This is a genomic window from Bradyrhizobium paxllaeri, from assembly GCF_001693515.2.
Taxonomy (GTDB): domain Bacteria; phylum Pseudomonadota; class Alphaproteobacteria; order Rhizobiales; family Xanthobacteraceae; genus Bradyrhizobium; species Bradyrhizobium paxllaeri.
In genome coordinates, this window is the sequence record NZ_CP042968.1 from 5210555 (window position 1) to 5231390 (window position 20836).

Sequence of the window (20836 nt, forward strand, 5' to 3'; positions counted from 1 at the left end):
GTACGAAAAACTTACAAGAACTGCCCGACTGGGTGCGCGCGCAATGCTGCTGCTGTGAATGCACGGTTACCGCTCAGTGGATCACCGTAGTAGTGCAGACCGATTACCTCCCTCTTCAGGAAAGGCAGGACGCAACCACCGGAGTATCCCCCGATCGTGGACGCATCGTGCAGGAATTCGTTGGGTCCCGGCGCACTGGTGTCGATCGTCTCACCGAAGCTCACCCGTTTGCGCTCATTTGGCGTGCCGAACACGGCCAGCACATTTTCAGGCACCTTCGGCATTTTGCCCGGATGCCCCATCACGTAGATGTACTGATAGTCGCCTGGACTGCTCGAGATCGAAAGCGGCGCCGGCAACTCCTGCGCGGTTTCGACGGGCGATCCGATCCTGATCAAGGCAACGTCTATTGGGTCGGCGTCTTGAGATACATACAGGACCTCACTCACGGGGCAGGTCAAGGGACGTCCGGCTTGGCGATCATCGAAGGAGAAATCGATAGTGACCTCAAGATCACTCTTGAAGCGCGCAGTCGTGGTCTCTCCCGGAGTGCGACGCGCCAATCGCATGCCCCATGGAGGGAATAGAACGTGTCGATTGGTCATCACCAAGTTGGATTTTACCAGCCAGGCGGTCCCCTGGACCCAATTTGGTTGAATGCCCATACGATCCTTCACCATCACTGCGCCTGTGGCGCTCGCAACGCTGACGAGATCGTTTTCGTAATCGCTGCGGAACGTCAGCCAGAACTCCGAGCCCGGATGTTTTTGGCCATCGATCGGCTCGATGGAATCGCCCTCGACATTCAGCGCGGGACGGCCGCGCACTCGCATGACAGACTCCAAGGCGTAGGCGCCCTCGGCGGACACCTCCCCGAGCGAGCCGCCGGCACGCAGCTGCGCCAGCACTTCGTTCGCACGCGCCACAAGTTGGGCCGCGATCGCATCGGCCTCGATGTTGAGATCTCGTCCGGCAACCGGGCCAGCCGCCGCGTGCCGCCCTGACTCGCGCTTTAGTGCGTCTGCGATTGCCCTGGCATCTGCGTCGTTTGGCAAGCCGGCGCTACTACTCGACTGCTGCACACCACCGCCGGTCGATTCGAGCGTGCGCTCTCCCGCGACGCCGAACATGCGGAACGCCCGCGGGGCGACGCGCTCCAGACGTCCTGCGACGACTTCGTCGATATTGATGGGCACCAGCCAGGCTCCTCAATTTAAGCGCAGTATATCGATTCCAGTTCCGAGCTTTGCACGCAGCGCGGGCGACAGTAACGGTGGCGGCATGCTTTCGACATGGGCCCGCAAGGTCTTTGCCGCGCGTAGTCGATCGAAGGCGGCGCAGGCAAGCTCAGCGGCATGCTGACGGTCGTCGACTGCCGGACCGACGGCCTCCACCCCGATACCAAACGTCCGAACGAGCAGATCCTTCAATTCATCAGAACCAGGCCCCGCAGCGGCCTCCGTTCCGCCGGAGGCAATCGCAACGGCCGGATCCGCCTTCAAGAGGGCAAGCGCATCAATGATGCCGGCACCAAAGTTCTCGCGATCAAAATCGCCTGGCACCTGAGCCGTTGCGGCCACCAGCGAGCGAAACAGCCATTGAAGCGAACGGCCTTCGGGCAGCTTCGCAATGAGAGCATCGCGTCCGTGAAAAGCGAGCCACAGCGCCGCTATACCGGCGGTCAACGCCGTCGCAAACGAGGTGCCCTGCCCGCCGCTCGCGGCGAGCTCGCCGCTCGGATGTTTGGCATCGGCCCGCAAGACGAATTCGGCCGGCGCCGAGAACGCCACGGCTGGCCCGAAGCACGATCCCCTCCACGGTTTGAACGCTTCGTTGATTCCGCCCAGCGCGATGACCTCGGCGTAGCGAGCAGGCCAGACCACCTCGCTCACGCAATTGCCCGCCGCGGCGAGCACGATGATGTTGTTACGAACAGCCTTTTGGACGGCAGCGTGGAGCGCGCGACTCGGGATGCCGCCAAGGCTCATTGTGATGACATGGGCGCCTTTCTCAACCGCGTGATTGACGGCCTGTGCGACAGGACTCTGGTCGAGCACCGAGACGCTTTCGATGCATCGGATCGGGACGAGGGTTGCAAGCGGTGCCGAACCGGTCATTGCACCCGGCTCAGGGCTTGCTACGACGCTCGCAGTACCGGTGCCGTGCCCCGGATTTAGACCAGTTCTCAGAGGATCGATCGGGCGTTCGCCCACCTCAACGAAATTCGCAGAACGAGGGTCGGCGTCAAGGTTGGGTGGCAGTTCTGCGTGCTGTGGCGCTACGCCGGTGTCGGGCTGAAACACCAGCACATCCTTGCCCTTGGCAAGGCGTCCTTCCGAAGTCGCAAACTCCCAAGCCTGCTTGACCAAGGACTTGTCGATCGCCCAGTTTCGGTCGGCCGGCTTGTCCTTCTCAGCATTGGCCCAGCACCAAAACGTCCAATCAGCGCTTTCCGGCGCGCCCGGATCGGGAGACTCACAGTCGCACTCAAAGTAGTCGGTCCCAAGATCGGGCTCGACCGTTTCCGCACCAAGCAGATCACGAAGGCTTGTCGCCGCTTCAAACAAGTCGGCACGGTCTGGACGCGTGACATGAGGAACGGAAAGCCGCCGAAACTGCTCCAAATCCGATGCATTCGGGAACAACGGAAAGACGCTGACCTGGATCGACAGAGCTTGTTGGACGGAATGGACGATCGCCTCGTCGCTGACCGGCTGACGCAGCTCGATCACGAAGCGAACCGGGCGCCCGCCTCCGTTCTGGCCGGCCTGCTCATGACGCCAAGCCGTCAACAACGCCGCTAAATCGGCATTCTCAACCGCCACTTCAGCCATGGTAATCTCACTAAAAATAATTTGGATCAGGCACTCCCAATATATTTCCACGAGTCTCACACAACTTCAAGATGCTCCGACAAGACGAAACTAAGTTGCGCTCCAGCTCCCAAACGCACGAGGCGACGGCAATCGCGATGATTTCCAGCAAATTTCAAAGGGAATGGCACATAAAACTGCGCCGTTCCTTCGTGAGCCGCTGCTTGCCTGATTACGGGGTCCGGACCAGAAATGACGTTGCGAAGGCGCAGCCAACGAAACCGAAAGACGCTGAGAAATCGAGCTCGGTGAGCTCCCGGATGTGCTCAATCGCCCACACGGTCGAGCTCATGGGGTTCCTGAGAACCCTCCGGCACGCCTGTCAAATCGATCGACACCGAACCGAACAACGCTTCGGGCTATGGCCCGAAGACCGGCCGCTGGATGCCGGTATGATCAAGCTGGCGCAGCTTCATTGATGAAGTGGCTGGATCAATTTGTACGCCATAGCACTCAAAAGCTTCCGAACGGACCGCATGCCCTTTTGCTTGCATCAGCATCTCTGTTTCATGCCGTTCGAGATTCTCGGATCGGGAAAATCGATATCGCCTGGCCCCAGGGTTCAGCGATGCCAAGGCAGGCAGCGCTCCCGCTCTCCCCTACCCCCGACTCAGTCGCGAGGCTGCCGCCGCCTACATCTGCGTGGCGCCCTACACGTTTGACGAGATGGTGAAGAACGGCCAAATGCCTCGACCAAAATTGCTCGGAGAGCGACGGCGAGCTTGGGATGTCCGTCAGCTTGACATCGCCATTGATCAATTGCCTTCAGGTGGCAATGATACCCGCGTTGACGAAACGTGGAATGATGTCGATGCCCCGAAAGCTACCGCCTCACGTTGAGCGCAATCACGTCAAGGGCCATACGTATCTATCGTTTCATCGCGGCAACGGACCTCGTGTTCGCTTGCCGAACGATCCGAGAAGCGAAGAATTTATGGCGGCCCGCCAAGCCGCGCACTGCTAGACCAGTCCGCACGAGTTCGAGATCGGTTTGTGCCGGCCGCGCCAGGCACCATCGCTGCGCTCATTGGGTCCTAAATGAGGAGCGCCGAATACGTTGGTCTCGGTGATACAAGCAAGACGGGCTACATTAGCCGCCTTGAGACGCTCCGCATTTGAACGCGGTCATCGCACAGTCGCCGGGCTCTCGCGCGAGCGCATCATCAAGGGGCATTCTTCAGCCACTCGCGGATCGCGCCGGTACGGCACTCGATACTCTGAAGAAGGTTCGGGATCCTGATCCGTCACGCGATCAACATCGGATGGCTGAAGCATGGTCCGTCATTGGGTACCAAGCGGCCGAACATCAAAAAAAAATTCGGTCATGGACCGATGACGAATTTGAGGCATTCAAAAAATGCTGGCCGCTCGGCACCAAACAGCGCACGGAGGTACCAGCTTTTTCAACTGTTCAATTAGGCGCTAGACCGCAGCCAGTGCAGCTAATGCTGTAGCTGCGCCCGAACGCAGTGCTCTACCGGGATCAATGAGGTTCCGCGCATCCTTCGCAAAGTCCGCTTGGTGCCCGGTTCGGGCGTCGATCACACCATTTGAGACTGCAAGATTGATCAAACCAGCGAGTGACACCTGCTTTTCGGGCCCATAGGCGTGCGTGAATGAATTCGATGGTCGGCGCTGCTTCTGCTGCTTGAATCAAGCGAGGCTCCGAGGGGATGCGCCCTTCTGGCGACCGAGTGAGAACAACTCGGCCAGACGATCCGATACAGGTTCGTCGCTACTCTCGCTCCACGCGCGCGCCTTTGTCAGCGAGCTTCGATTTCGAACACCCTTAAGTCCAATGTTGGCATTGACGAACATGTCTCCCATATCTGATACGCGATCAACGCTTTGCGTTTTCACTTGGTCATGATTTCCAAGCCTACAACCTAACGCAGCGTGAGCTTCAAGCTCTTTCTTTCGAGTGAGTGTTGCGCTGCCGTTACAGCAATCTCTGATGACGTTGCTAAGACGCGCGCGGCCTGGGGGCCATCTAAAGGAAAGAAACTGGAAATGAAGAACTTGTTGCTTGTGACTTGCAGCATCCTCGCGCTTGGCGCGGTCGCACCCGCATTCGGCGCGGATCTCGCTGCGCAGCCCGTCTATAAGGCGCCACCGCCGCAGGTCGCGGCCGCGATCTACGACTGGAGCGGTTTGTACATCGGTATCAACGGCGGTTGGGGCCTCAGCGATGCAACCGGTGGCACCGTGGGTGGCCAGATCGGCTATCGCCAGCAGATGGGCCAGGCGGTGTTTGGTATTGAAGGTCAGGGCAACTGGGCTGATTTCAGCGGCTCCAATGTCAGCAGCACCTTCCCGCTCAACACCAACCGCAGCGCGACCGATGCATTCGGCCTGATCACCGGCCTGGTCGGCTACACCTCCAACAACGTTCTGCTTTACGCCAAGGGCGGTGCTGCGGTGACGAGCAACACCTATCAGGTCACCTCAACCCTGACCGGCGCGCAGCTGGCGAGCACCGATAATACGCGTTTGGGCGCAGCTGTCGGCGCGGGTGTGGAAGTCGGCTTTGCGCCGAACTGGACGGTCGGCGTCGAGTACGATCACCTTTTCATGCCGGACGCCAACGTGAACTTCACCACGGCCGCTGGTGTGGTCGCGACCGATCGCATCCGCCAGGATTTCGATCTCCTGACCCTGCGGGTCAATTACAAGTTTAGCCCGCCGGTTCTCCGATACTGATCTCTTTCAAACGGCGGATCGAAAGCCCCGGCCCTCGGGCCGGGGCTTTTTTCGAGCTAGTCATCTGCCGCGGAACGGTCACCTAACCGCGTTCTGTATTTTCCGGGAATATGCAAGGACGTTCCGCCTGCAAACCGTTTGGTTGAGTATGCTCAAGGTGATCACCACCAAACTCGAAGGGCTAAATGGCGATCGCGAACCTGACACGGCCCGGCACAATGGTGATGCATGGTCAGGGGAGAGCACGCAGACGGCCGGACAGTCTGCCCGGTTCAAGAGCGCCTCCCATGCTTCCGCGGACATTCGCCCCGAGGCCAACTTCCGTTCTGCGGTCCGCAACGCACTGTCCGCGTACGCATCTCACGCGGAAGCGCCGGAAACCCGCTCACACAATCCGATTGCTAAGGTATTTACTCCTTTTGCTCGACATCTGGGTATTCTGCGGCCGCCGTTTGCTGCAGAACGCTGGGTTCAATTGTTATCCCTCTTGACCTTAGGCTGAACGCGCAGAGACACGGCAGGAGAGAAACCCGTTTTATGTCTGTTAATAATTCAGGCCCACGCCGAGCCAGTGTTTGCCTACATCAACAGCCCTGTTATATGCGCCAGTCTTCATAGCCTTTTAGACGTGGTGCTAGCAGACGCCTTATCATAGCTGCGCTTTCATCCGGCAGCTGATAGGGCACTTGCTTTCGTGTCCCCGCTCCCATCCTGCTCCGCCTTTTCGACGTTTTGCATTGCAGATACCCGAATGCCTGCGCCTTGTTCCTTTGCATTCAAAGAACGCGCAATGCCCACTACGGTGGAAGAACCATGCTATCCGCCTAAAGAGGGCCGCGGCGTCGCGTCGGTACGCGTGGGCAATTTCGGATACTCAATCTTAGGCAGCTGACCAGTCAGCGAATTCAGAAACGCAACAATATCGTTCTTTTCCTTATTGCTGAGCTCGATGCCAAGCTGGGTTTCACCCATCACGCCAACCGCTTGCTTGAGGCTCCAAACCTGGCCTGAATGGAAGTATGGGGCCCTCAACGCGACATTGCGCAACGGCGCGGCGCGGAAAACGTACTCGTCACTGGCCGCCTTGGTGACCGCGTATCGGCCCTTGTCGGAAGCCGGAAGCAGAGTTGCGCCCGGCCTTTCGATCACGCCGAACGGGAAGTAACCCTGTCCACCGACGTTGATTCCGTCGTGACAAGAGGAGCACCCCGTTTGAATGAAGAGCTTCAATCCTGCCTTCTGCTGATCATTGAGAGCAGTCGTATCGCCTTCAAGGTACTGATCGAATGGAGCAGCGGGTGTAATCAGAGTCGCTTCAAATGCCTCGATCGCCTTCGCGAAGTTGTCAAAGGTGACCGGCGACGCCTCGTTCGGGAACGCCTTCTTGAACATGATCACATAGTCACTCATCGAATTTAATGTATCGAGCACATGATCTGGGGTCGCGTTCATTTCCACACGCGCCTGCACGGGCCCCTTAGCTTGCGCCTTGAGGTCTGCGGCACGTCCATCCCAGAACTGCGCCAGATTGAATACCGCGTTATAAACAGTGGGTGCCCGACGTGGGCCCTGCTGCCAGCCGTGCCCGACCGAGGTCGGACCGGCATCGACACCGCCGGTACCAAGATTATGGCAGCTATTGCAGCTGATGATCCCGCTGGCTGACAGCCGCGGATCGAAGAACAGCATCTTGCCGAGTTCGACCTTGTCGTGGGTGACCGGATTGTCCTTCACAGCAGGCATAATCGAGGGGATCGGTTTGAAAATCTGCCTAGCAGCTCTCATCCAATCATCTTCGGGCCTAGCCTCTGACGAGGCCAACACTACAACGGCCGCAACGGATAGCTTGCGTACAAGGTGAAGCACCCACGCTAACTTTTTCACAATACCTCTCATCGGCGCCAAACAGGACAGCATCGTCCCTGTTTATGTCACGCACTCACGCTTGCCCGAGTGATGGCTGTATCTACTAGCAACCGCCGTGCCAGTGGCGCTCGGCAAAAGCTAAGCTGCTGATTTAACCTTCAAAGCAATTGCGACCAGCGGATGACGTTAGGTGTCTTGAACCTGACAGAAGCCCGTGCGGTGCCAGAAATGCGACAGCCACGAACTGGCGGCGGTCCATTCGTGAGCGACCGGCGCAGGCCTTTGTGATTATACCGATGCGGCATCCAGCTCGCTGCTGCTCTCAACGAGATTGGGTCGTCATGCCATCGAGAAACCTGCGAGCGGGCGCCACACGCTCAGATCAGTTAGCATCCAGTTGCCGAGCGCTGGCGCCGCCTAGAATTCAATGAGATTGAGGCGAATCGCCTTTACGATGGCCTGGGTGCGATTCGTCGTACCCAGCTTGCGCATCGCGTTCTTAACATGAAAATTGACTGTATTGTCGCTGACCTTCAGGATCTTCCCAATTTCCCAAGACGATTTTCCCTCCGCCACCCAGCGCAGGCAGTCTTTTTCGCGCTCAGACAGGGTAAGTTTCCCGCCATAGCCGCTTTCGGAGGGCGGCGCGATCTCCGCAAACGCAAGATGAAAGTGCCAGGCCAGTGTTTTGAGGTGACTCATACGATACTGAGGATCGGCCTCGTCGAATGGGGATGCAAAAGATACCACCGATATTCGGCCCAATGCCCCAAACAATGGCACACTCATGCCATGCTTCAGACCTGCCTCTTTGGCCTCGTCTAGTACGCGCCTCTCGCCGGGTTCCAGTTTGGCGAGTTCGTCCCAAACAAACGGCCCCGGAAGCGTTGGTGTCCGCCTGACCACCGGGTCGATGACACGGTAATTGCGTTCAAAATAACGGCGGCACCAGTCTGACGGGAAGTTCACGGTCCCCGTAGGCGGTAGGTACCCCAGTAGACGAGGCGGCTCCGCAAAGGTAAGCGCTCCGTAAGCGACTTCACTGAAGCCCTCCTCGCTCGCACAGCTCACAAGAAGATCGAACAGCGCTTTAATAGAGCGCGTTTGCTTCGCGCATTCGATGAAGCTGAATAAGTCCATGTGGCGCCTCACGAGGACGGCCAAGAGGCCGCCTTGCGCTTTCAATTGAGTGTTTTAGGCGGCTAGCTTTATTTCGCTGCGCGACGCCCTTGCTCGGCTCTTCATCCAGCCTGAACACTCGCGCGCTGCGGCAAGTGCTATTCCCGAATTCGTTGACCTCTCGCAGCAGGCGCCCAGAAGGGACAGGTCAACCGAACCGGTACGCCAATTGAGCAGCGGAGGTGCAGCGCCACTCTCACTTCAGATTGAACAACACGCCCGAACCATGGCACTGGTAGCTCCACTTTATGTCGCCAGAGGGCTCGCCAGCGACGTGATGAGTATCGTATTCGATGCGGCCGTCGATGGTGATCTCCACATCGCACTCGGCGTTCGGCTCGAACTAGCGAGCGGGGCCGGCTTTCACAAGCGAAAGCAGCTGCGGGGACCGCGTTGTGCGCGCGCACCTCAATATGGGAACGAGCGAAATCGATGTGATTGCGGTTGTAGAACAACTTCTCTTCGAGGCACATTGAGGGCTCGGCATTCATTTTTCAGCCTCCGTAGTTGATATTCACGACTAGAACGTAAAGCTTCAAATGCATGATCCCCTTCGTGAAGAGATGGCCGCTTTTCTGAATCTTGTACCGGCACTGGGCGCGGGCAAATATTCGTCGCACTTGGGCCGGAGCGCCTTGATGTCGAACTTGGCCATAGGTAGCGCGGGGGCTTGCCGGCTACCCCGCCGTCGACCACGATGTCGTCGCGGTCTGGGCGTATAAATGCGGCCGCAGACGCGCGCGAAAGCGATCATCGGCGGCGCGAGCAGCCGGTTCGTGTCACTGCCAATATGGGCGAATTCGAAAGTCCGCGCGTTCTTCTCGATGCTCAATGTGACGATTAGGTCGGCGGCCTTGACGCCGCGCCGATATAGGATCGGGCCGGAAATGCCGACCGCGTTAATGAGCTCTGGCCGGATGATCTTGCCAGTGTGACCGATCCGCCGGGCGGAGGTGGCCCAGTCCTTCTGCGCCAGCGGACCTGTGCAGTCACAGTCGTCGCTGAGGACAGAGACGAGCTGGCGCATCATTTGAAACTTTTCGGCCCATCGTCGCCCAAAACTCTCGGCGAGCACGACATCGGCATACGCCAGATTGACGTTTGTGGGTTCGTAGCCTGGTACGAATTGATTGCCGCTCCGCCTTGATGGTGGATGCGCCGAGATCCGCGGCCCCCGTCGCGGCGACCGAAGCTGGCTGCAGCAGGGCGGGCCGATTGGCAATGCCGGGCTCGACCTTTGTGGTGTCGCCGCCGATCGTTTGCTTGCTAGTGAAGATAGCATCAACCGGGCCCTACTCCCTCTCAGTCTCGCGGATTGCGATCACCAGCGCAAAGCTGCTCGCAGTGTGCCGTCGTGGCGAATACACACTCAATGATCGCACGATGTGGTCGGCGCCGAACGTTAGTGCCTTGGGTAGGGGTCGGCGGCCACCGATGAGCACGGCTATATCGCCGCCGCAGTCGTCCCTCCGGAACTGGGCCCAGCGCGAACAGTTGATAAGGTCGACCTCCGGATGCCGAATGGAGTTGCTGCCCACGGGGCGCCCGCGACTCTGCTCGAAGTTGGAAGCCTCTTTGACGCAGACGATACCGTGCAAACGGTACTCCAGAATTCCGAGAACCTGGGATCGGAACAGCAAGGCTTATGCCAGTTGCCGCACTCGCGAGAATCAGGCGTGGAGAGAAATGCTTGAGATAATTGGTGATCGATTGGGGCATTTACGATCGGCGCAATTGCGACATGCTCGGAATGCGACATCGCCGTTTGGAGCAGCCGCGACATTAGTTGATGTAGATCAAGCACCGCGCGGCCTAACACTATGTTCTCCCTCATCTGCGGCGAGAGCGGGGCGCGCAACCAGAGGATGTCCGAAATTTTGCGTAAGCGATTTCTCTGAAGGTTGAAGTTGGCTTTTAAGTTACTGACTGGTGGGCATCGACGGTATGGCCGACCACTTTTCTTGGCCGGACCGAACGGTCAAGCCCGGAAGCCGCGCAGCGGCGCGTAGCAGGCGCGGGGGCTCGACGGCGAAGGTGCGAACCAAGCGATCAGCGTCGTGAGGTCGATGTGCTCATCAGCGGGTGGTTCCTTGGAAGCCGCGGACCGAAGTGGGTGGCGAATCGCCCCATGGCGGGGGTCCATTCGACCGGCCGCCCAATGAATGCCGGCGTTCTTGATGGCGAGAGACAAGAGCTTGAGTGACGCCTCGTCAGTCGGGAAGTTGCCGCGGGTCTTGATGATCTTGCGCAGGATGCGGTGCAGCGCCTCGACTGCATTGATGTTGTAGATCATCTTGCGGATGCTTGGTGCGAAGGCGAAGAACGGCACCACGTGCTCCCATGCATTGCGCCAGATCTCCGATCGCGGGATAGCGCTTGCCTCATTCGGCCTCGAACTCGGCAAGGCGAAGCGCCGCCGCCTCGGCGGTCTCTGCCCGGTAGATCGCCTTGATCGAGGGCAGGATCGCCTTGCGATCAGGAGACGAAGCCAAGGCTGTTACGGATCAGGTGCACGATGCAGGTCTGCACCAGCCTTTGCGGGTAAACTGAATTGATCGCTTCCGGAACCCTTTCAGCTCGTCGACAATGGTGATCAGGATGTAATGACGCCGCGCGTCTCGAGCTCGTTGACGACCCGCAGCCAGAACTTGGCGCCTTCGGTCTGCTCGATCCAGAGCCCGAGCACGTCCTTCTCGGCCGTCGCTGTTGTAGGCCAGCGCGACTAGATCGCTTTGTTCTTGACCAGTCCCTCGTCGCGGATTTCGACCCGCAGCGCATCGAAAAAACACGATCGGGTACACAGCGTCGAGCGGCCGGCTCTCCCATTCCCGGACTTCCTCGCGCACGGCGTCGGTCACCGGCTAATCAGGTCGGGTGAGACGTCGGCACCGTACAGCTCGGCCAATGGCCCTGGATCTCAGGCACCGTCATGCCGCGGTCGTACAGGTTCAGGATTTTGTCCTCGAAGTCGTCGAACCGGGTCTGGCCTTTGGCGATCAGATGCGGCTCGAAGCTGCCGGCTCGATCGCGCGGCACGGCAATCTCGATCTCGCGCCCCTCGGTCAGGATAGTCTTCGAACTCGTCCCGATGCGGTTGTTGCCAGTGCCCCGGCCGCCGGGATCACCCTTCTCATAGCCCAGATGCTCGGTCAGCTCGGCCCCAAGCGCTCGCTCGATCAACGCTTTCTTAAGCTGTTTGAATAACCCCTTCTTGCCAATCAGGTCCTCGGGCTTGCGGTGTTCGCCAGAAGCTGGTCCAGCAGTTCAGGAGTGATCGTCGAATCAGTCCGGATGTGAATCCCCCTCCAAGGTAAACTCACGAGTACCAAACCCTTAGCCCATTCGCCTGCAGCTTCGCATCGCTAGGAGCAGGCGATGTCGGATGGTACTCGACTCGAGCAGGCAAGCAGTCTGAGCTGATGAGTTTGCCGATCGTGGACGGGTGCGCTTTAGATCGTCCGCTACTACCCTTCAAGATCTTGTGATTGTAAGGACTCAGCCCCAACTTCCGCTGCACACGTGGCGATCGAACGCTGCAAGGAGTAGCATGCAAGATCAATCACGATCTTTTTTCTCCACCAACGCTGATCGACGCGCTGACTCCTCACTTGCAGAACTGCTGCGCATTGAGATCTGCTTCAACTACGAGTCTCCTTCCTCAGGGAAGCTCATGACGGGCTCTCTAGCGCGATCGCCAATCGCGCACGGTTCAAAGGTCTGTGGCGTCAGGCCTATCGGTGGCGTGGCTTTCGGCTGCTGCAATGCCAAGTAAGCGTCATGGAGCCAAATTGTCGATATGGTCGCGCGCATAGAATCGACCGAGCTCCCCGTGCTCGTTGACGGCGATGGCCGCTTCGGCAATTTCAACAATGCGCGCGCCTTGGCGCGCACACTCCGTGAGCGTGGCGATGCCCGGTTCGCTCTGGAGGACAGCTGCTTCCAAGATGAACTCGCTTGTTGGCGAGCGGCATCCTCTAGGCGGCATCGACGAAATTCTCCGGCCGCGTCTGACCTGTCGCTTGCTGGAAGCGCGTCAACAATTGAGACAGGTGATCGACTGTCTCCGCTTGGTGCCCTAGGATGATGCAGCTCACGCCCTGTTAGGCGTGAAACGCTCACCAGCCCTCCCCCGCGCACCTACTACTGAACACTTATCCCGTGTGAAGATAGGCGTGCGCGCATCGAACGGCCGGCTGCCCCAAACAGATTGGCTCTCTATATGTGTGCCCCCGCAGAGCTTTATCGAAACAGCCCACCAGCACACTGCTCAACTCTGCGAACCAGTGCTTACTCGGCGGCCTCACCTGAATGAATGCGCAAGACACGCAACATGTGCGCGCTACCCGGCCGGACGCCTGATCATTCGTTCCATGAGTCTTGGAGCAAAGATCTATAGGAGCCCAATCTCGCTCCTCCCTGCGGAAAATGGTAGGGGCTTCTCCTTCCTTCTTGCGGTATATTTCACCATTGAGACGTGCGACGGCTCGTATAGATGGTCCATCAACATTGAGACTCAAGCAAGGACGCCAAACGTGAAGCGCGCCTACCCTCCTTTATGCAGCCCGGTAGTGTCGACGGTTCTAATTGGCAAGAATCGTCAAGGCAAATGGGTTGCCCGCGAACAGAACGGGATTTTTGGTGGCCTGTTTGTAAACCGCACTGAAGCGCTCAAATACGCGCTGTTCGAGAATGGCCACCATCCCGAAATGATCATCGAGGCATCGCACGAAATAGAGCTCGATATCTCCGCCTCCTCACCGCAGGTTTTTGAATGCGATTCCGACACATGGCCGCCTGCCGAGTCCATCACCAGCTCCAGCTGCATAGTCTATCACACAGAAACTGTTGCGGCCAATGACGCCCATTGTTTCCCCCTACCCGAACCTACGCATCCCTCTGTTTGACGAAATCGCCCAGCCGCCACTTAATGTGCGCTATTAAAACCCACGAGCATATCAATAACAATCATACTCGCGCCTCTCTCGCGTCCGATTCGCGAGCTTGCCTAACGAGACCCCATACTGATCGATCGCCAGGACCTGATTCTTCTGTGCAGACATCACAGGCACTGCGCAGGTCGAGGCGCGTGCCCGGCGAATACTCTTTGATTATCTTCGCTGATTCTGTTTCGAACTGGCGGACCGATATTCTCGCAGATCGAGAGGTCGTACGTTCTGCAGCGTCGAGCACGCGGCTTTTTGTGCCCAAGCCATCACGCCACATCCTCTGTCTGGATATCGGCGAAGTTATCATACCACTCAAGGAGCTGATGGGCTATGAAGAAGGTCGCTCCCCTTCGCTGCAGAAGGAAGTGGATATCGTAGGCAGCTCGCGGGCGTGAGCCGAAATATCAGTGTTCATGAAGTGCCAAACATCGTCAGCCACCAGGTCATCTGCCAGCGAGAATCGAAGGCAGTGTCACTGCGCTTCTGTCTGAGCATCGACTAATCTGATCAACTCCTCCCCAGTTGTCCAGGAAAGCCAATCATCGTCCTCAATACCTTCGGCTACCAGCCGCAGTATCGAGTCGTCCGTGAAGAACCAGCGGGGCGCCCGGCTCAAGCGATATTTTCGGCCGGGAGGGTATCGAGGAACCCGCGGATAATGACGCGCAAGAACTCTGCCAGCCATCGCAGGAGCAGGCCGAAGTTGTAGCCGGCGGCGGCGAGGACAGCGTTGATGCGGTCGCCGAGGCGCCCCTTGAGATAGTTGCGGTCCATGCGGTGCTCGGCCTTGACGTGGCCGATGACGGGCTCGACAGCCGTGCGACGCTTCATCTCGCGGCGGATGGAAGCGGTGACGCGGCGGACCTGACCCGAGATCCAGACCCTGAACCGATGCGGGTGGTTGTGGCCGCGATACCCTTTGTCGACGTGGATGCGGCGAGCCTCCACGCCGGTGAGCTTCTCCATGTCGGTGATCATCGGGCCGAGCGTGTGCCCGTCGAAGGGATTGCCATGCAGTGCCTTGGCATGGAGCACGAACTGTCCGCCCTTCGGAGACGTCACGGGGGTGGCGATACTGACCTTGCAGCCGAACTCGTAAGGCGCGCGGGCTTTACCCTTGCCGATGCACTCGACCTCGGGGGCATGTAACGCATAGACCTTCGGACCGCGCTGATGCTGATCCTGGCTGCGCACCTGCTGCGCTAAACCGAGCAGCGGGCCGAAGCGAGCTTCCAGCACCGCATCGCCATCAATCTTGCGGCGGATGTCGCGGATGATCCGGCCAAGCCGTGTCCGCAGGAACTTGAGCTGGCGCCGGGCGCGTTTGAACTGGTGGGCGTGGGTATAGCGGCCGACCATGATGGCGGCGCGCTTGGCCAGGCGCAGATAGCTCTGGCGCAGCGGCACACGATTGCGCTTGGCGAGCCCGACGAGCTTGATGATGGCCCGATGCATCAGCCGCGCGTCGGTCGGATGCGCAACTGCCTTGGGCTGCACTGTGGTATCAACGACCACCCGCTCCAGGTCCTTGGGGCCGATCGCGCCAGTCTTGTGCGCCACCGACAGACTTTCCTGGATCAGCGCGACGAGCTGTTCCTCGCCGAGCCGCTGGCGCCAGCGTGTCATCGACGATCGATCGAACGGCAGACGGTGGCAGAAGCTCAATTCGCCGCAGAAGTATTGGTAATAGGGGTTCTCGATCCAGCGAGCGCACAGCACCTCATCTGACAGGTTGTGCATGTGCTTCAAAATGAACAGGCCGGCGACAAGCCGTGTCGGCAGGCCAGGCTGCCCCGACCCCGCTTGGCACACCGAACTAAAGCGGTCATCCAGGATGTTCCAGTCGATCAGCGCCGCCAACCGCACCAGCGGGTGACCCATGTCGATGATTTGATCGAGGGCCGGAAGCAGCAGGTCTTTCTGGCGATCATCCCGCGGTTTGCTCATCGCCTTCCCCAATGCCGATGACCCGCGGTCAGGGAATCATGAATCGCTCAAAAGCAAAATCCCAAAACGCAGGAAAGCGGGGTCCAACACACCGCTTTCCTGCAAAATCCAATACTATATCAAGACCGATTCTGCTTATTGCTCAGGCCGTTCCGCATTCTTCACGGACGACTATCGAACCACCTGGTTCACAGCGCGACACATCGTAGACACGCTTCTCGACGGACCACCGCCCGGCAAGACCACACGTAAAGTCAGGAGCCCACATGGCAAGAGACACACCGCGCATTATTCCCGTCATGATCTTTGGCATACCCTGTCCCCTAAAGTCTGTGCGCACCCAAATGTCCCCGTGGTAGACCACTTTTCCAGTGATCTGTCGCGCATTTGGCGCCCTGCAAATACAACGATCATCAGGATGTGCATGTTTGCTCGGCTCAGCGTAGAAGAATCTCAGGGTTTCAAGATGTTCCGCAAGATTGCTGTTCGAGAGATCATACAGTCGAGCAGCCTCCACGAGCACGACCTCGTCATTCTTGTCAACGCCTACGAGCCAATATCCTTCACCTGATTCAATGGGCGAGCGATCAGGCCGAAAAATTGGATAGGTCCGCCCTTTGGTCGGAATGCTCCCCGTGATGGAGACGTACTCATGAAAATCGAATCCTATCGAAAGCTTGACGCCTTTCCGAGTGGCGGCCTGGTCATACACTTGAAGGAAGCGTGAGACTTGTAAAGGATTAACCACGCGTTTCATTGCAGCACCCTTCTCTTATCGCGACGATCCGCGTCACGGGCAATAGTAGATAGTGATACATCATCAACCAATCTCGAGAGACTACCTAGTTTGGCGGGAACAATCTTGTTCGTCACGAGCCTCTCCCATAAGCAAACGCCTCTACTTGATCCCACATGTCTAGCGAAGTGGGCCTAAGCTGGAGAGGTCCTCTGCGTCAGATAACAACGGTCGCACCGACGCTGTTCAAGCCCAGCATGGGTCGTTAGTAGCACGCCGCCGTCGAGGCGAATTTCACCGGGTAGAATACTGGCGGGCACACCCGTTGCTGGTCGTCCTAACGTATAGCGAAGAAGCGGCAGAGACGTCCTAAATCGTCACGGCTGGAAAGTAGCACAGTCCGAATAGACAGTAGCGGCACAGGGGCTACTGGTGAGCGGCATGCATTGCCGCATGCTAACGAAGTGAATTTCGTCGGCCGGCTCATGTATCGGCAACAATCTTGTGGGTGAGACCGACCTCAGTTCGCCGGTGTTCTCACCTCTTGCAGTGTTTCGGCCAAAGCTTCCTCGAACAGCTCAAGGCCTTCATCCATTGTCTCGTGGTCGATCGTGAGTGCAGGCAAAAACTTTACGACCTGATCAACGGGCCCGCATCGTTCGATAATCACCCCCTTTTCGAAGGCCTTGCGCGTCGCCGTCGCGGCAATCTCAGCTATTTGACAGTCAAACCCTATAGCCATGCCACGGCCTCGAACAACAAAATTGTTTCCATGCTTTGATGCAATGACCTGGAGTCGCCGTCGCATAGCTTCCCCCATGCGCTGAACCTGCTGCGAGAACGTTGGGCAGCGCCAATACGTATTTATAGCGGCGGTTGCTGACACAAGTGCGAGATTATTCCCTCGAAACGTGCCAGTGTGTTCCCCTGGTCGCCAGGCGTCGAACTCCTCTTTGATCAGCAACATTGAAAGTGGAAGACCGTACCCACTTAGCGATTTTGACATCGCGACAATGTCTGGCGACAAATCCGCGGACTCAAAGCTAAAGAAGTCACCCGTCCGACCGCATCCCATCTGGATATCATCGACTATGAAGACGGCGCCAACTTCTTTTGCAATAGCCTGAACAGACCTCAACCATTGCTCACCAGCTACATTTATGCCGCCTTCACCTTGCACGGTTTCCACGAGAATGGCCGCTGGATGATCAAAGCCACTACTCTCGTCCGTCAATACCTTTCACAGGTAGTTGGCAGTATCGACAGCCGGGCCAAAATAACCATCAAAAGGCATGAAGGTTGCGCCACATAAAGAAACGCCACTGGCTGCGCGATAAAACCGATTACCGCTCGCGGCGATCGCTCCTAAGCTCATGCCATGATAGCCGTGCGTGAATGAAATAATGTTTTGACGCCCAGTAACTTTGCGTGCGAGCTTTAAAGCTGCCTCGATGGCATTAGCGCCTGTTGGCCCAGTGAATTGGAAGCGATATTCCAGACCCCGCTCCCGAAGTATGGCAGACCTGAAAGTATCCATAAATTCAAGCTTTGCAGGTGTCGCCATATCAAGACCATGGACTACAGCATCCGATGCTAGATACTCAGCGATAACCTCCCTAATCGCATGGTTGTTATGACCATAGTTCAACGCTCCAGCACCAGAGAAGAAGTCAATGACCTTTCGGCCATCTTCAGTTAGCATGATGGAGCCGCGCGCACGGCTGAAAATGGCGGGAAACGAACGTGAGTACGAGCGGACGTTGGACTCGAGGGTCTCGAAACGTTCCATCTTGCGCGACTGGCTGATTACTTTATCCATGGCCGTCTCCTCGGACGCTGGTTCAAAGAACAACCACGCCAGTTTCAGGATCGCGAGTCTATAACGTGCGGCTCGAACCTTCTCTTGCCTGATGCGGTTTCCCGGCTCCGCTCAGTTAGCTGAGAAACGAGCACCGGCAAACCTACTAAGATCGGTAGTATTCCCTGCGATTCCGAGGCCGTAGAAACTTCATCTTATAGGCACGCATCATCGATGCCTGAAAACTGCTTGCCTTGGAGGACGGTTGGCGGCTTGGGTGCTTCCTATCGTGACGAGTGAGCCAGTTCAGAAGCACGGGCGATCAGAGCGGCAATTGGGGAACTTTGCGGCCTTTATCAGCTTCGATCGCCTCCGCCGCAAGCGCCCCGGTTCGATGCAGCTATGTGGAACGAAGCCAAAGCCCAGATCATCTATAGGTCCTTGTTCTAGTTAACGGCTAAATGGTGGGCGAACTCAATGAAAACACTGGCTCGATCGAAAGGATCTAATCGAATGGGAGCCTTGGCGTTTCTCATCGGATGAAAAAGCTCGACCGCAAACAGAACCGACACTAGGGAATTTGAAATAACTCGCTAGGTCGCGTCAATGATTCCGAATATCCAACGATCTCTCGGTGCTCAACCTCGAACGCGGGCTCCCGCCCGGCGACCAGCCGCCAACGCCCCGCCTCGGCCCGATGCTGAATTCGGCCGCCTTCAACTTCCCGGTCATCTCGGAAACGGTCCCCGGAGCTTGGGTAGAGAACGTCGTCCGTGGCGATCCAACCCTTGAGCCGGCTTACATAGCTGCCGCCAGGCCACTGGTCGAACGAGGAGCCGTCGCGATCAGCTCAACCTGCGGCTTCTCTATCCGGCATCGGCAGGCGGTGGCCGCGTCTGTAAACGTTCCAGTAGTAATGTCGAGCCTGCTCCTTTCTACCAACGTTGCTCCGCCAACTGCCCCAGAATGCGAAGATCGCCGTCCTAACCTACGACTCGATCCATTATGGTGAAGATCTACTCGGGGTTGACCATCCAGCCGAGCGGGCGAGGATCAAAATAGGCGGCATGGAAGGCGGCAAGTTCTGGCACGACGCGTTGCGTCCGGCGCCGATGATCGACCTCGCTGCGATCGAGACAGATCTCGTCGCTTGCGTCATGCGCCTGCGCGCTATCAATCCGGGGATTGCGGCCATCCTGTTTGAGTGCGCAGCTTTTCCGATGGTCGCTCCGGCGATCCGTCGCATAGCGGCGCTTCCCGCCTGCGACGATCACGGACCTGTGCCGGCTCACAATAGCATCCATGGCCTGAGCGGGTATAACCTGTCGCGGAAACCGCGGTGTTGGCTTGACAATGACGTATCCAAAGATTCGCTGAGTGCGACTCCCGGATTTCGGCGACGCTAACCGCAGCGCGGCACCTATCCATGGTTCCAAAGGAAGGCCTGAGCTGCTCACCTGTTTTCTGCATCGCCCACCAGCAAAGCGGACGGACATGAGCTTGGCTATACTCCAGCGTCGCGAGAGGCTCGGGATAGCAGCAAGGCTGCCTAGGCCGGAGTTATCGGAGGCTTCGCGCAGGATTTGATCGCTTGGTCACAGAGGTCGCTACGTCGTTCGCAGATCATTGATGGCACTGCTGAAGCATTTCGCCCGATAGCGGACCAGGTTGGCCGGATCTACTTCCATCCCAGCCGTCAAAGTGCCTGAATCCATTGTGATACCGGGCGATTGTGGAAGCCGCACGACCTTGGAGTTTTATCCAACCTTGAGTTCGCTCCGGCTATTGGAGTTGCCCGGTTGCGCAGTGGTAGCGACGGGAGCTGGCGCGGAGCCCTCGGCATAGCGCTGCGCCAGATCCCGGCGCGGATGGCAGCTGCAGGCGAACTCGGAGGGCGTCTTCCGTCCGAGCCGCGAGTGTGGGCGTGCATCGTTGTAATCGGCGCACCAGCATCCGAGCGCGACGCGGGCCTGGACCTGGAGGTAAACAGCGTCTCGTTCAATGCTTCATAGCGCAAGAGGCGTGCTGGTCCGTCAGCGAACCATGACGGCTTGTGCCATTCGAGCTCGCTTTGCTGAGTTCGGAAACATCGTCGGGCAAGGCCGGCAACGGGTGGATGGTCTTGTGAACTTGTTGGATAACGAGGCGCTGGCGCGCCAGCCAATTCCCGTCTGGCGCTGGCTGTTCTTGTGAACCAGTTGAAGGAATTGGACCAGCAGGTCGAGGCTATCGAGCGTGAGCTGGCTCTCATCCAGAGAGTAAATCCGATGGCGAAGTTGTTGTCCTCCATTTCCGGCGTTGGTCCCATAACTGGCCACGGCTCTCGCTGCGACCGTGCCGGACGCGAGCATGTTTCGCTCCGGGCGAGAGTTCGCGGCCTGGCTTGGCCTGACACCTAAGCAGAATTCAACTGGCGGGAAGGATCGGCTCGGCCGCATAACGAAATAGCGCGATTTCCTGTCTCAGGCACTTGCTTGTCATCGGAGCACGGAACGTCGTTCGATATCTGAAGGCACTCACGGGTCGGAGACGGCTGGATCTAGCCCTACTTGAGCGACGTCGGCCCATGGTCGTCGCGATCGCCGTTGCCAACAAGTTAGCTCGGATCGTCTGGGCGATGATGACGACCGGGGAATTCTATCGGCCTAAGCTCGCGGCCTGAGCTGCCGCGCATCCTTACCACCTTATAGTATGAGGGCAAATGACAGCATGATGGAATCCGGCGGAGCTGGGATCGAGCAAGCCCGAAGAGCTTTAAGCGGAACAAGCGCGCCCCGTTGATGAGGCCTCG

The 20836-nt window shown here is 58.1% G+C and carries 17 protein-coding genes and 3 pseudogenes; 5 read left to right on the top strand and 15 right to left on the bottom strand.

The features are described from left to right. Positions 1 to 11: 11 nt before the first annotated feature. The 3 genes from LMTR21_RS24880 to LMTR21_RS40245 all read right to left on the bottom strand — a co-directional run bounded on the left by LMTR21_RS24880 (position 12) and on the right by LMTR21_RS40245 (position 3373). Complete coding sequence (locus LMTR21_RS24880; RefSeq protein WP_065754861.1) at positions 12 to 1196, bottom strand: trypsin-like serine peptidase; 1185 nt, start codon at positions 1194 to 1196, stop codon at positions 12 to 14. Between the two features lie 12 nt (positions 1197 to 1208). Further along, positions 1209 to 2834 carry a S8 family peptidase gene (locus LMTR21_RS24885; RefSeq protein ID WP_065754860.1) on the bottom strand — a complete coding sequence of 542 codons (1626 nt, stop codon included), beginning with the start codon at positions 2832 to 2834 and terminating at the stop codon, positions 1209 to 1211. Between the two features lie 398 nt (positions 2835 to 3232). Next, complete coding sequence (locus LMTR21_RS40245) at positions 3233 to 3373, bottom strand: hypothetical protein (RefSeq protein WP_187399182.1); 141 nt, start codon at positions 3371 to 3373, stop codon at positions 3233 to 3235. 1510 nt (positions 3374 to 4883) lie between these two features. Here LMTR21_RS40245 and LMTR21_RS24895 point away from each other — a divergent pair. Then, on the top strand, positions 4884 to 5573 hold the full coding sequence (locus LMTR21_RS24895) for an outer membrane protein (protein ID WP_065754858.1): 690 nt from the start codon (positions 4884 to 4886) through the stop codon (positions 5571 to 5573). Positions 5574 to 5721: 148 nt separating this feature from the next. Continuing rightward, complete coding sequence (locus LMTR21_RS24900; protein WP_141688470.1) at positions 5722 to 6075, top strand: hypothetical protein; 354 nt, start codon at positions 5722 to 5724, stop codon at positions 6073 to 6075. A gap of 314 nt (positions 6076 to 6389) precedes the next feature. On the opposite strand, the gene LMTR21_RS24905 is transcribed toward LMTR21_RS24900, so the two are convergent. From LMTR21_RS24905 to LMTR21_RS40250, 6 genes and pseudogenes are all read right to left on the bottom strand, one after another. Continuing rightward, positions 6390 to 7469, bottom strand: coding sequence for a cytochrome-c peroxidase (locus tag LMTR21_RS24905; RefSeq protein WP_187399413.1), 1080 nt, complete (start codon positions 7467 to 7469; stop codon positions 6390 to 6392). 387 nt (positions 7470 to 7856) lie between these two features. Then, the gene (locus LMTR21_RS24910) at positions 7857 to 8579 is read right to left on the bottom strand and encodes a helix-turn-helix transcriptional regulator (protein WP_065754878.1); all 723 of its coding nucleotides are present in this window, start codon (positions 8577 to 8579) and stop codon (positions 7857 to 7859) included. Between the two features lie 235 nt (positions 8580 to 8814). Further along, on the bottom strand, positions 8815 to 8937 hold the full coding sequence (locus tag LMTR21_RS41630; RefSeq protein WP_347339126.1) for a hypothetical protein: 123 nt from the start codon (positions 8935 to 8937) through the stop codon (positions 8815 to 8817). A 216-nt stretch (positions 8938 to 9153) separates the two neighbouring features. Then, on the bottom strand, positions 9154 to 9900 hold the full coding sequence (locus LMTR21_RS24920; RefSeq protein WP_084030819.1) for an FAD-binding protein: 747 nt from the start codon (positions 9898 to 9900) through the stop codon (positions 9154 to 9156). A 767-nt stretch (positions 9901 to 10667) separates the two neighbouring features. Then, positions 10668 to 11911: pseudogene (locus LMTR21_RS24925) on the bottom strand (IS256 family transposase). Between the two features lie 482 nt (positions 11912 to 12393). After that, positions 12394 to 12561, bottom strand: a complete 168-nt coding sequence (locus LMTR21_RS40250; RefSeq protein WP_187399184.1) for a hypothetical protein — start codon at positions 12559 to 12561, stop codon at positions 12394 to 12396. A gap of 589 nt (positions 12562 to 13150) precedes the next feature. Here LMTR21_RS40250 and LMTR21_RS41635 point away from each other — a divergent pair. Further along, positions 13151 to 13522, top strand: coding sequence for a hypothetical protein (locus tag LMTR21_RS41635; protein WP_347339127.1), 372 nt, complete (start codon positions 13151 to 13153; stop codon positions 13520 to 13522). A 182-nt stretch (positions 13523 to 13704) separates the two neighbouring features. After that, a complete protein-coding gene (locus LMTR21_RS24935) occupies positions 13705 to 13959 on the top strand; it encodes a hypothetical protein (protein WP_141688468.1) in 255 nt (84 codons plus the stop codon). A 217-nt stretch (positions 13960 to 14176) separates the two neighbouring features. On the opposite strand, the gene LMTR21_RS24940 is transcribed toward LMTR21_RS24935, so the two are convergent. The 6 genes and pseudogenes from LMTR21_RS24940 to LMTR21_RS41050 form a co-directional block, all read right to left on the bottom strand. Next, positions 14177 to 15511 (bottom strand): IS5 family transposase, encoded by a 1335-nt coding sequence (locus LMTR21_RS24940; protein WP_065754854.1) that lies wholly within the window; start codon positions 15509 to 15511, stop codon positions 14177 to 14179. Positions 15512 to 15653: 142 nt separating this feature from the next. Continuing rightward, entirely contained in the window at positions 15654 to 16268 is a 615-nt protein-coding gene (locus LMTR21_RS24945; RefSeq protein WP_141688467.1) for a hypothetical protein, read from the bottom strand. A 499-nt stretch (positions 16269 to 16767) separates the two neighbouring features. Then, positions 16768 to 18066: pseudogene (gene ectB / locus LMTR21_RS24950) on the bottom strand (diaminobutyrate--2-oxoglutarate transaminase). 995 nt (positions 18067 to 19061) lie between these two features. Then, positions 19062 to 19319, bottom strand: coding sequence for a hypothetical protein (locus LMTR21_RS40255; RefSeq protein WP_065754853.1), 258 nt, complete (start codon positions 19317 to 19319; stop codon positions 19062 to 19064). 483 nt (positions 19320 to 19802) lie between these two features. Further along, positions 19803 to 20119 (bottom strand): annotated as a pseudogene (locus tag LMTR21_RS24960) (integrase core domain-containing protein); the annotation flags it as partial. Next, positions 20079 to 20396 carry a hypothetical protein gene (locus LMTR21_RS41050; RefSeq protein WP_246174172.1) on the bottom strand — a complete coding sequence of 106 codons (318 nt, stop codon included), beginning with the start codon at positions 20394 to 20396 and terminating at the stop codon, positions 20079 to 20081. The gene LMTR21_RS41050 and the pseudogene LMTR21_RS24960, both read right to left, overlap by 41 nt. On the opposite strand from LMTR21_RS41050, the gene LMTR21_RS41055 reads away from it, so the two are divergent. Beyond that, positions 20395 to 20493, top strand: coding sequence for a transposase (locus LMTR21_RS41055; protein ID WP_246174182.1), 99 nt, complete (start codon positions 20395 to 20397; stop codon positions 20491 to 20493). The genes LMTR21_RS41050 and LMTR21_RS41055 overlap by 2 nt on opposite strands. The last annotated feature ends 343 nt before the right edge of the window (positions 20494 to 20836 follow it).

Coding starts and splice junctions, on each gene's coding strand:
- LMTR21_RS24945 (WP_141688467.1), bottom strand. CDS start 16,268: ATGAAACGCGTGGTTAATCCTTTACAAGTCTCACGCTTCCTTCAAGTG.
- LMTR21_RS41050 (WP_246174172.1), bottom strand. CDS start 20,396: ATGCTCGCGTCCGGCACGGTCGCAGCGAGAGCCGTGGCCAGTTATGGG.
- LMTR21_RS24910 (WP_065754878.1), bottom strand. CDS start 8,579: ATGGACTTATTCAGCTTCATCGAATGCGCGAAGCAAACGCGCTCTATT.
- LMTR21_RS24885 (WP_065754860.1), bottom strand. CDS start 2,834: ATGGCTGAAGTGGCGGTTGAGAATGCCGATTTAGCGGCGTTGTTGACG.
- LMTR21_RS41055 (WP_246174182.1), top strand. CDS start 20,395: ATGTTTCGCTCCGGGCGAGAGTTCGCGGCCTGGCTTGGCCTGACACCT.
- LMTR21_RS40245 (WP_187399182.1), bottom strand. CDS start 3,373: ATGCTGATGCAAGCAAAAGGGCATGCGGTCCGTTCGGAAGCTTTTGAG.
- LMTR21_RS24905 (WP_187399413.1), bottom strand. CDS start 7,469: ATGAGAGGTATTGTGAAAAAGTTAGCGTGGGTGCTTCACCTTGTACGC.
- LMTR21_RS24900 (WP_141688470.1), top strand. CDS start 5,722: ATGCTCAAGGTGATCACCACCAAACTCGAAGGGCTAAATGGCGATCGC.
- LMTR21_RS24940 (WP_065754854.1), bottom strand. CDS start 15,511: ATGAGCAAACCGCGGGATGATCGCCAGAAAGACCTGCTGCTTCCGGCC.
- LMTR21_RS24895 (WP_065754858.1), top strand. CDS start 4,884: ATGAAGAACTTGTTGCTTGTGACTTGCAGCATCCTCGCGCTTGGCGCG.
- LMTR21_RS24920 (WP_084030819.1), bottom strand. CDS start 9,900: ATGCTATCTTCACTAGCAAGCAAACGATCGGCGGCGACACCACAAAGG.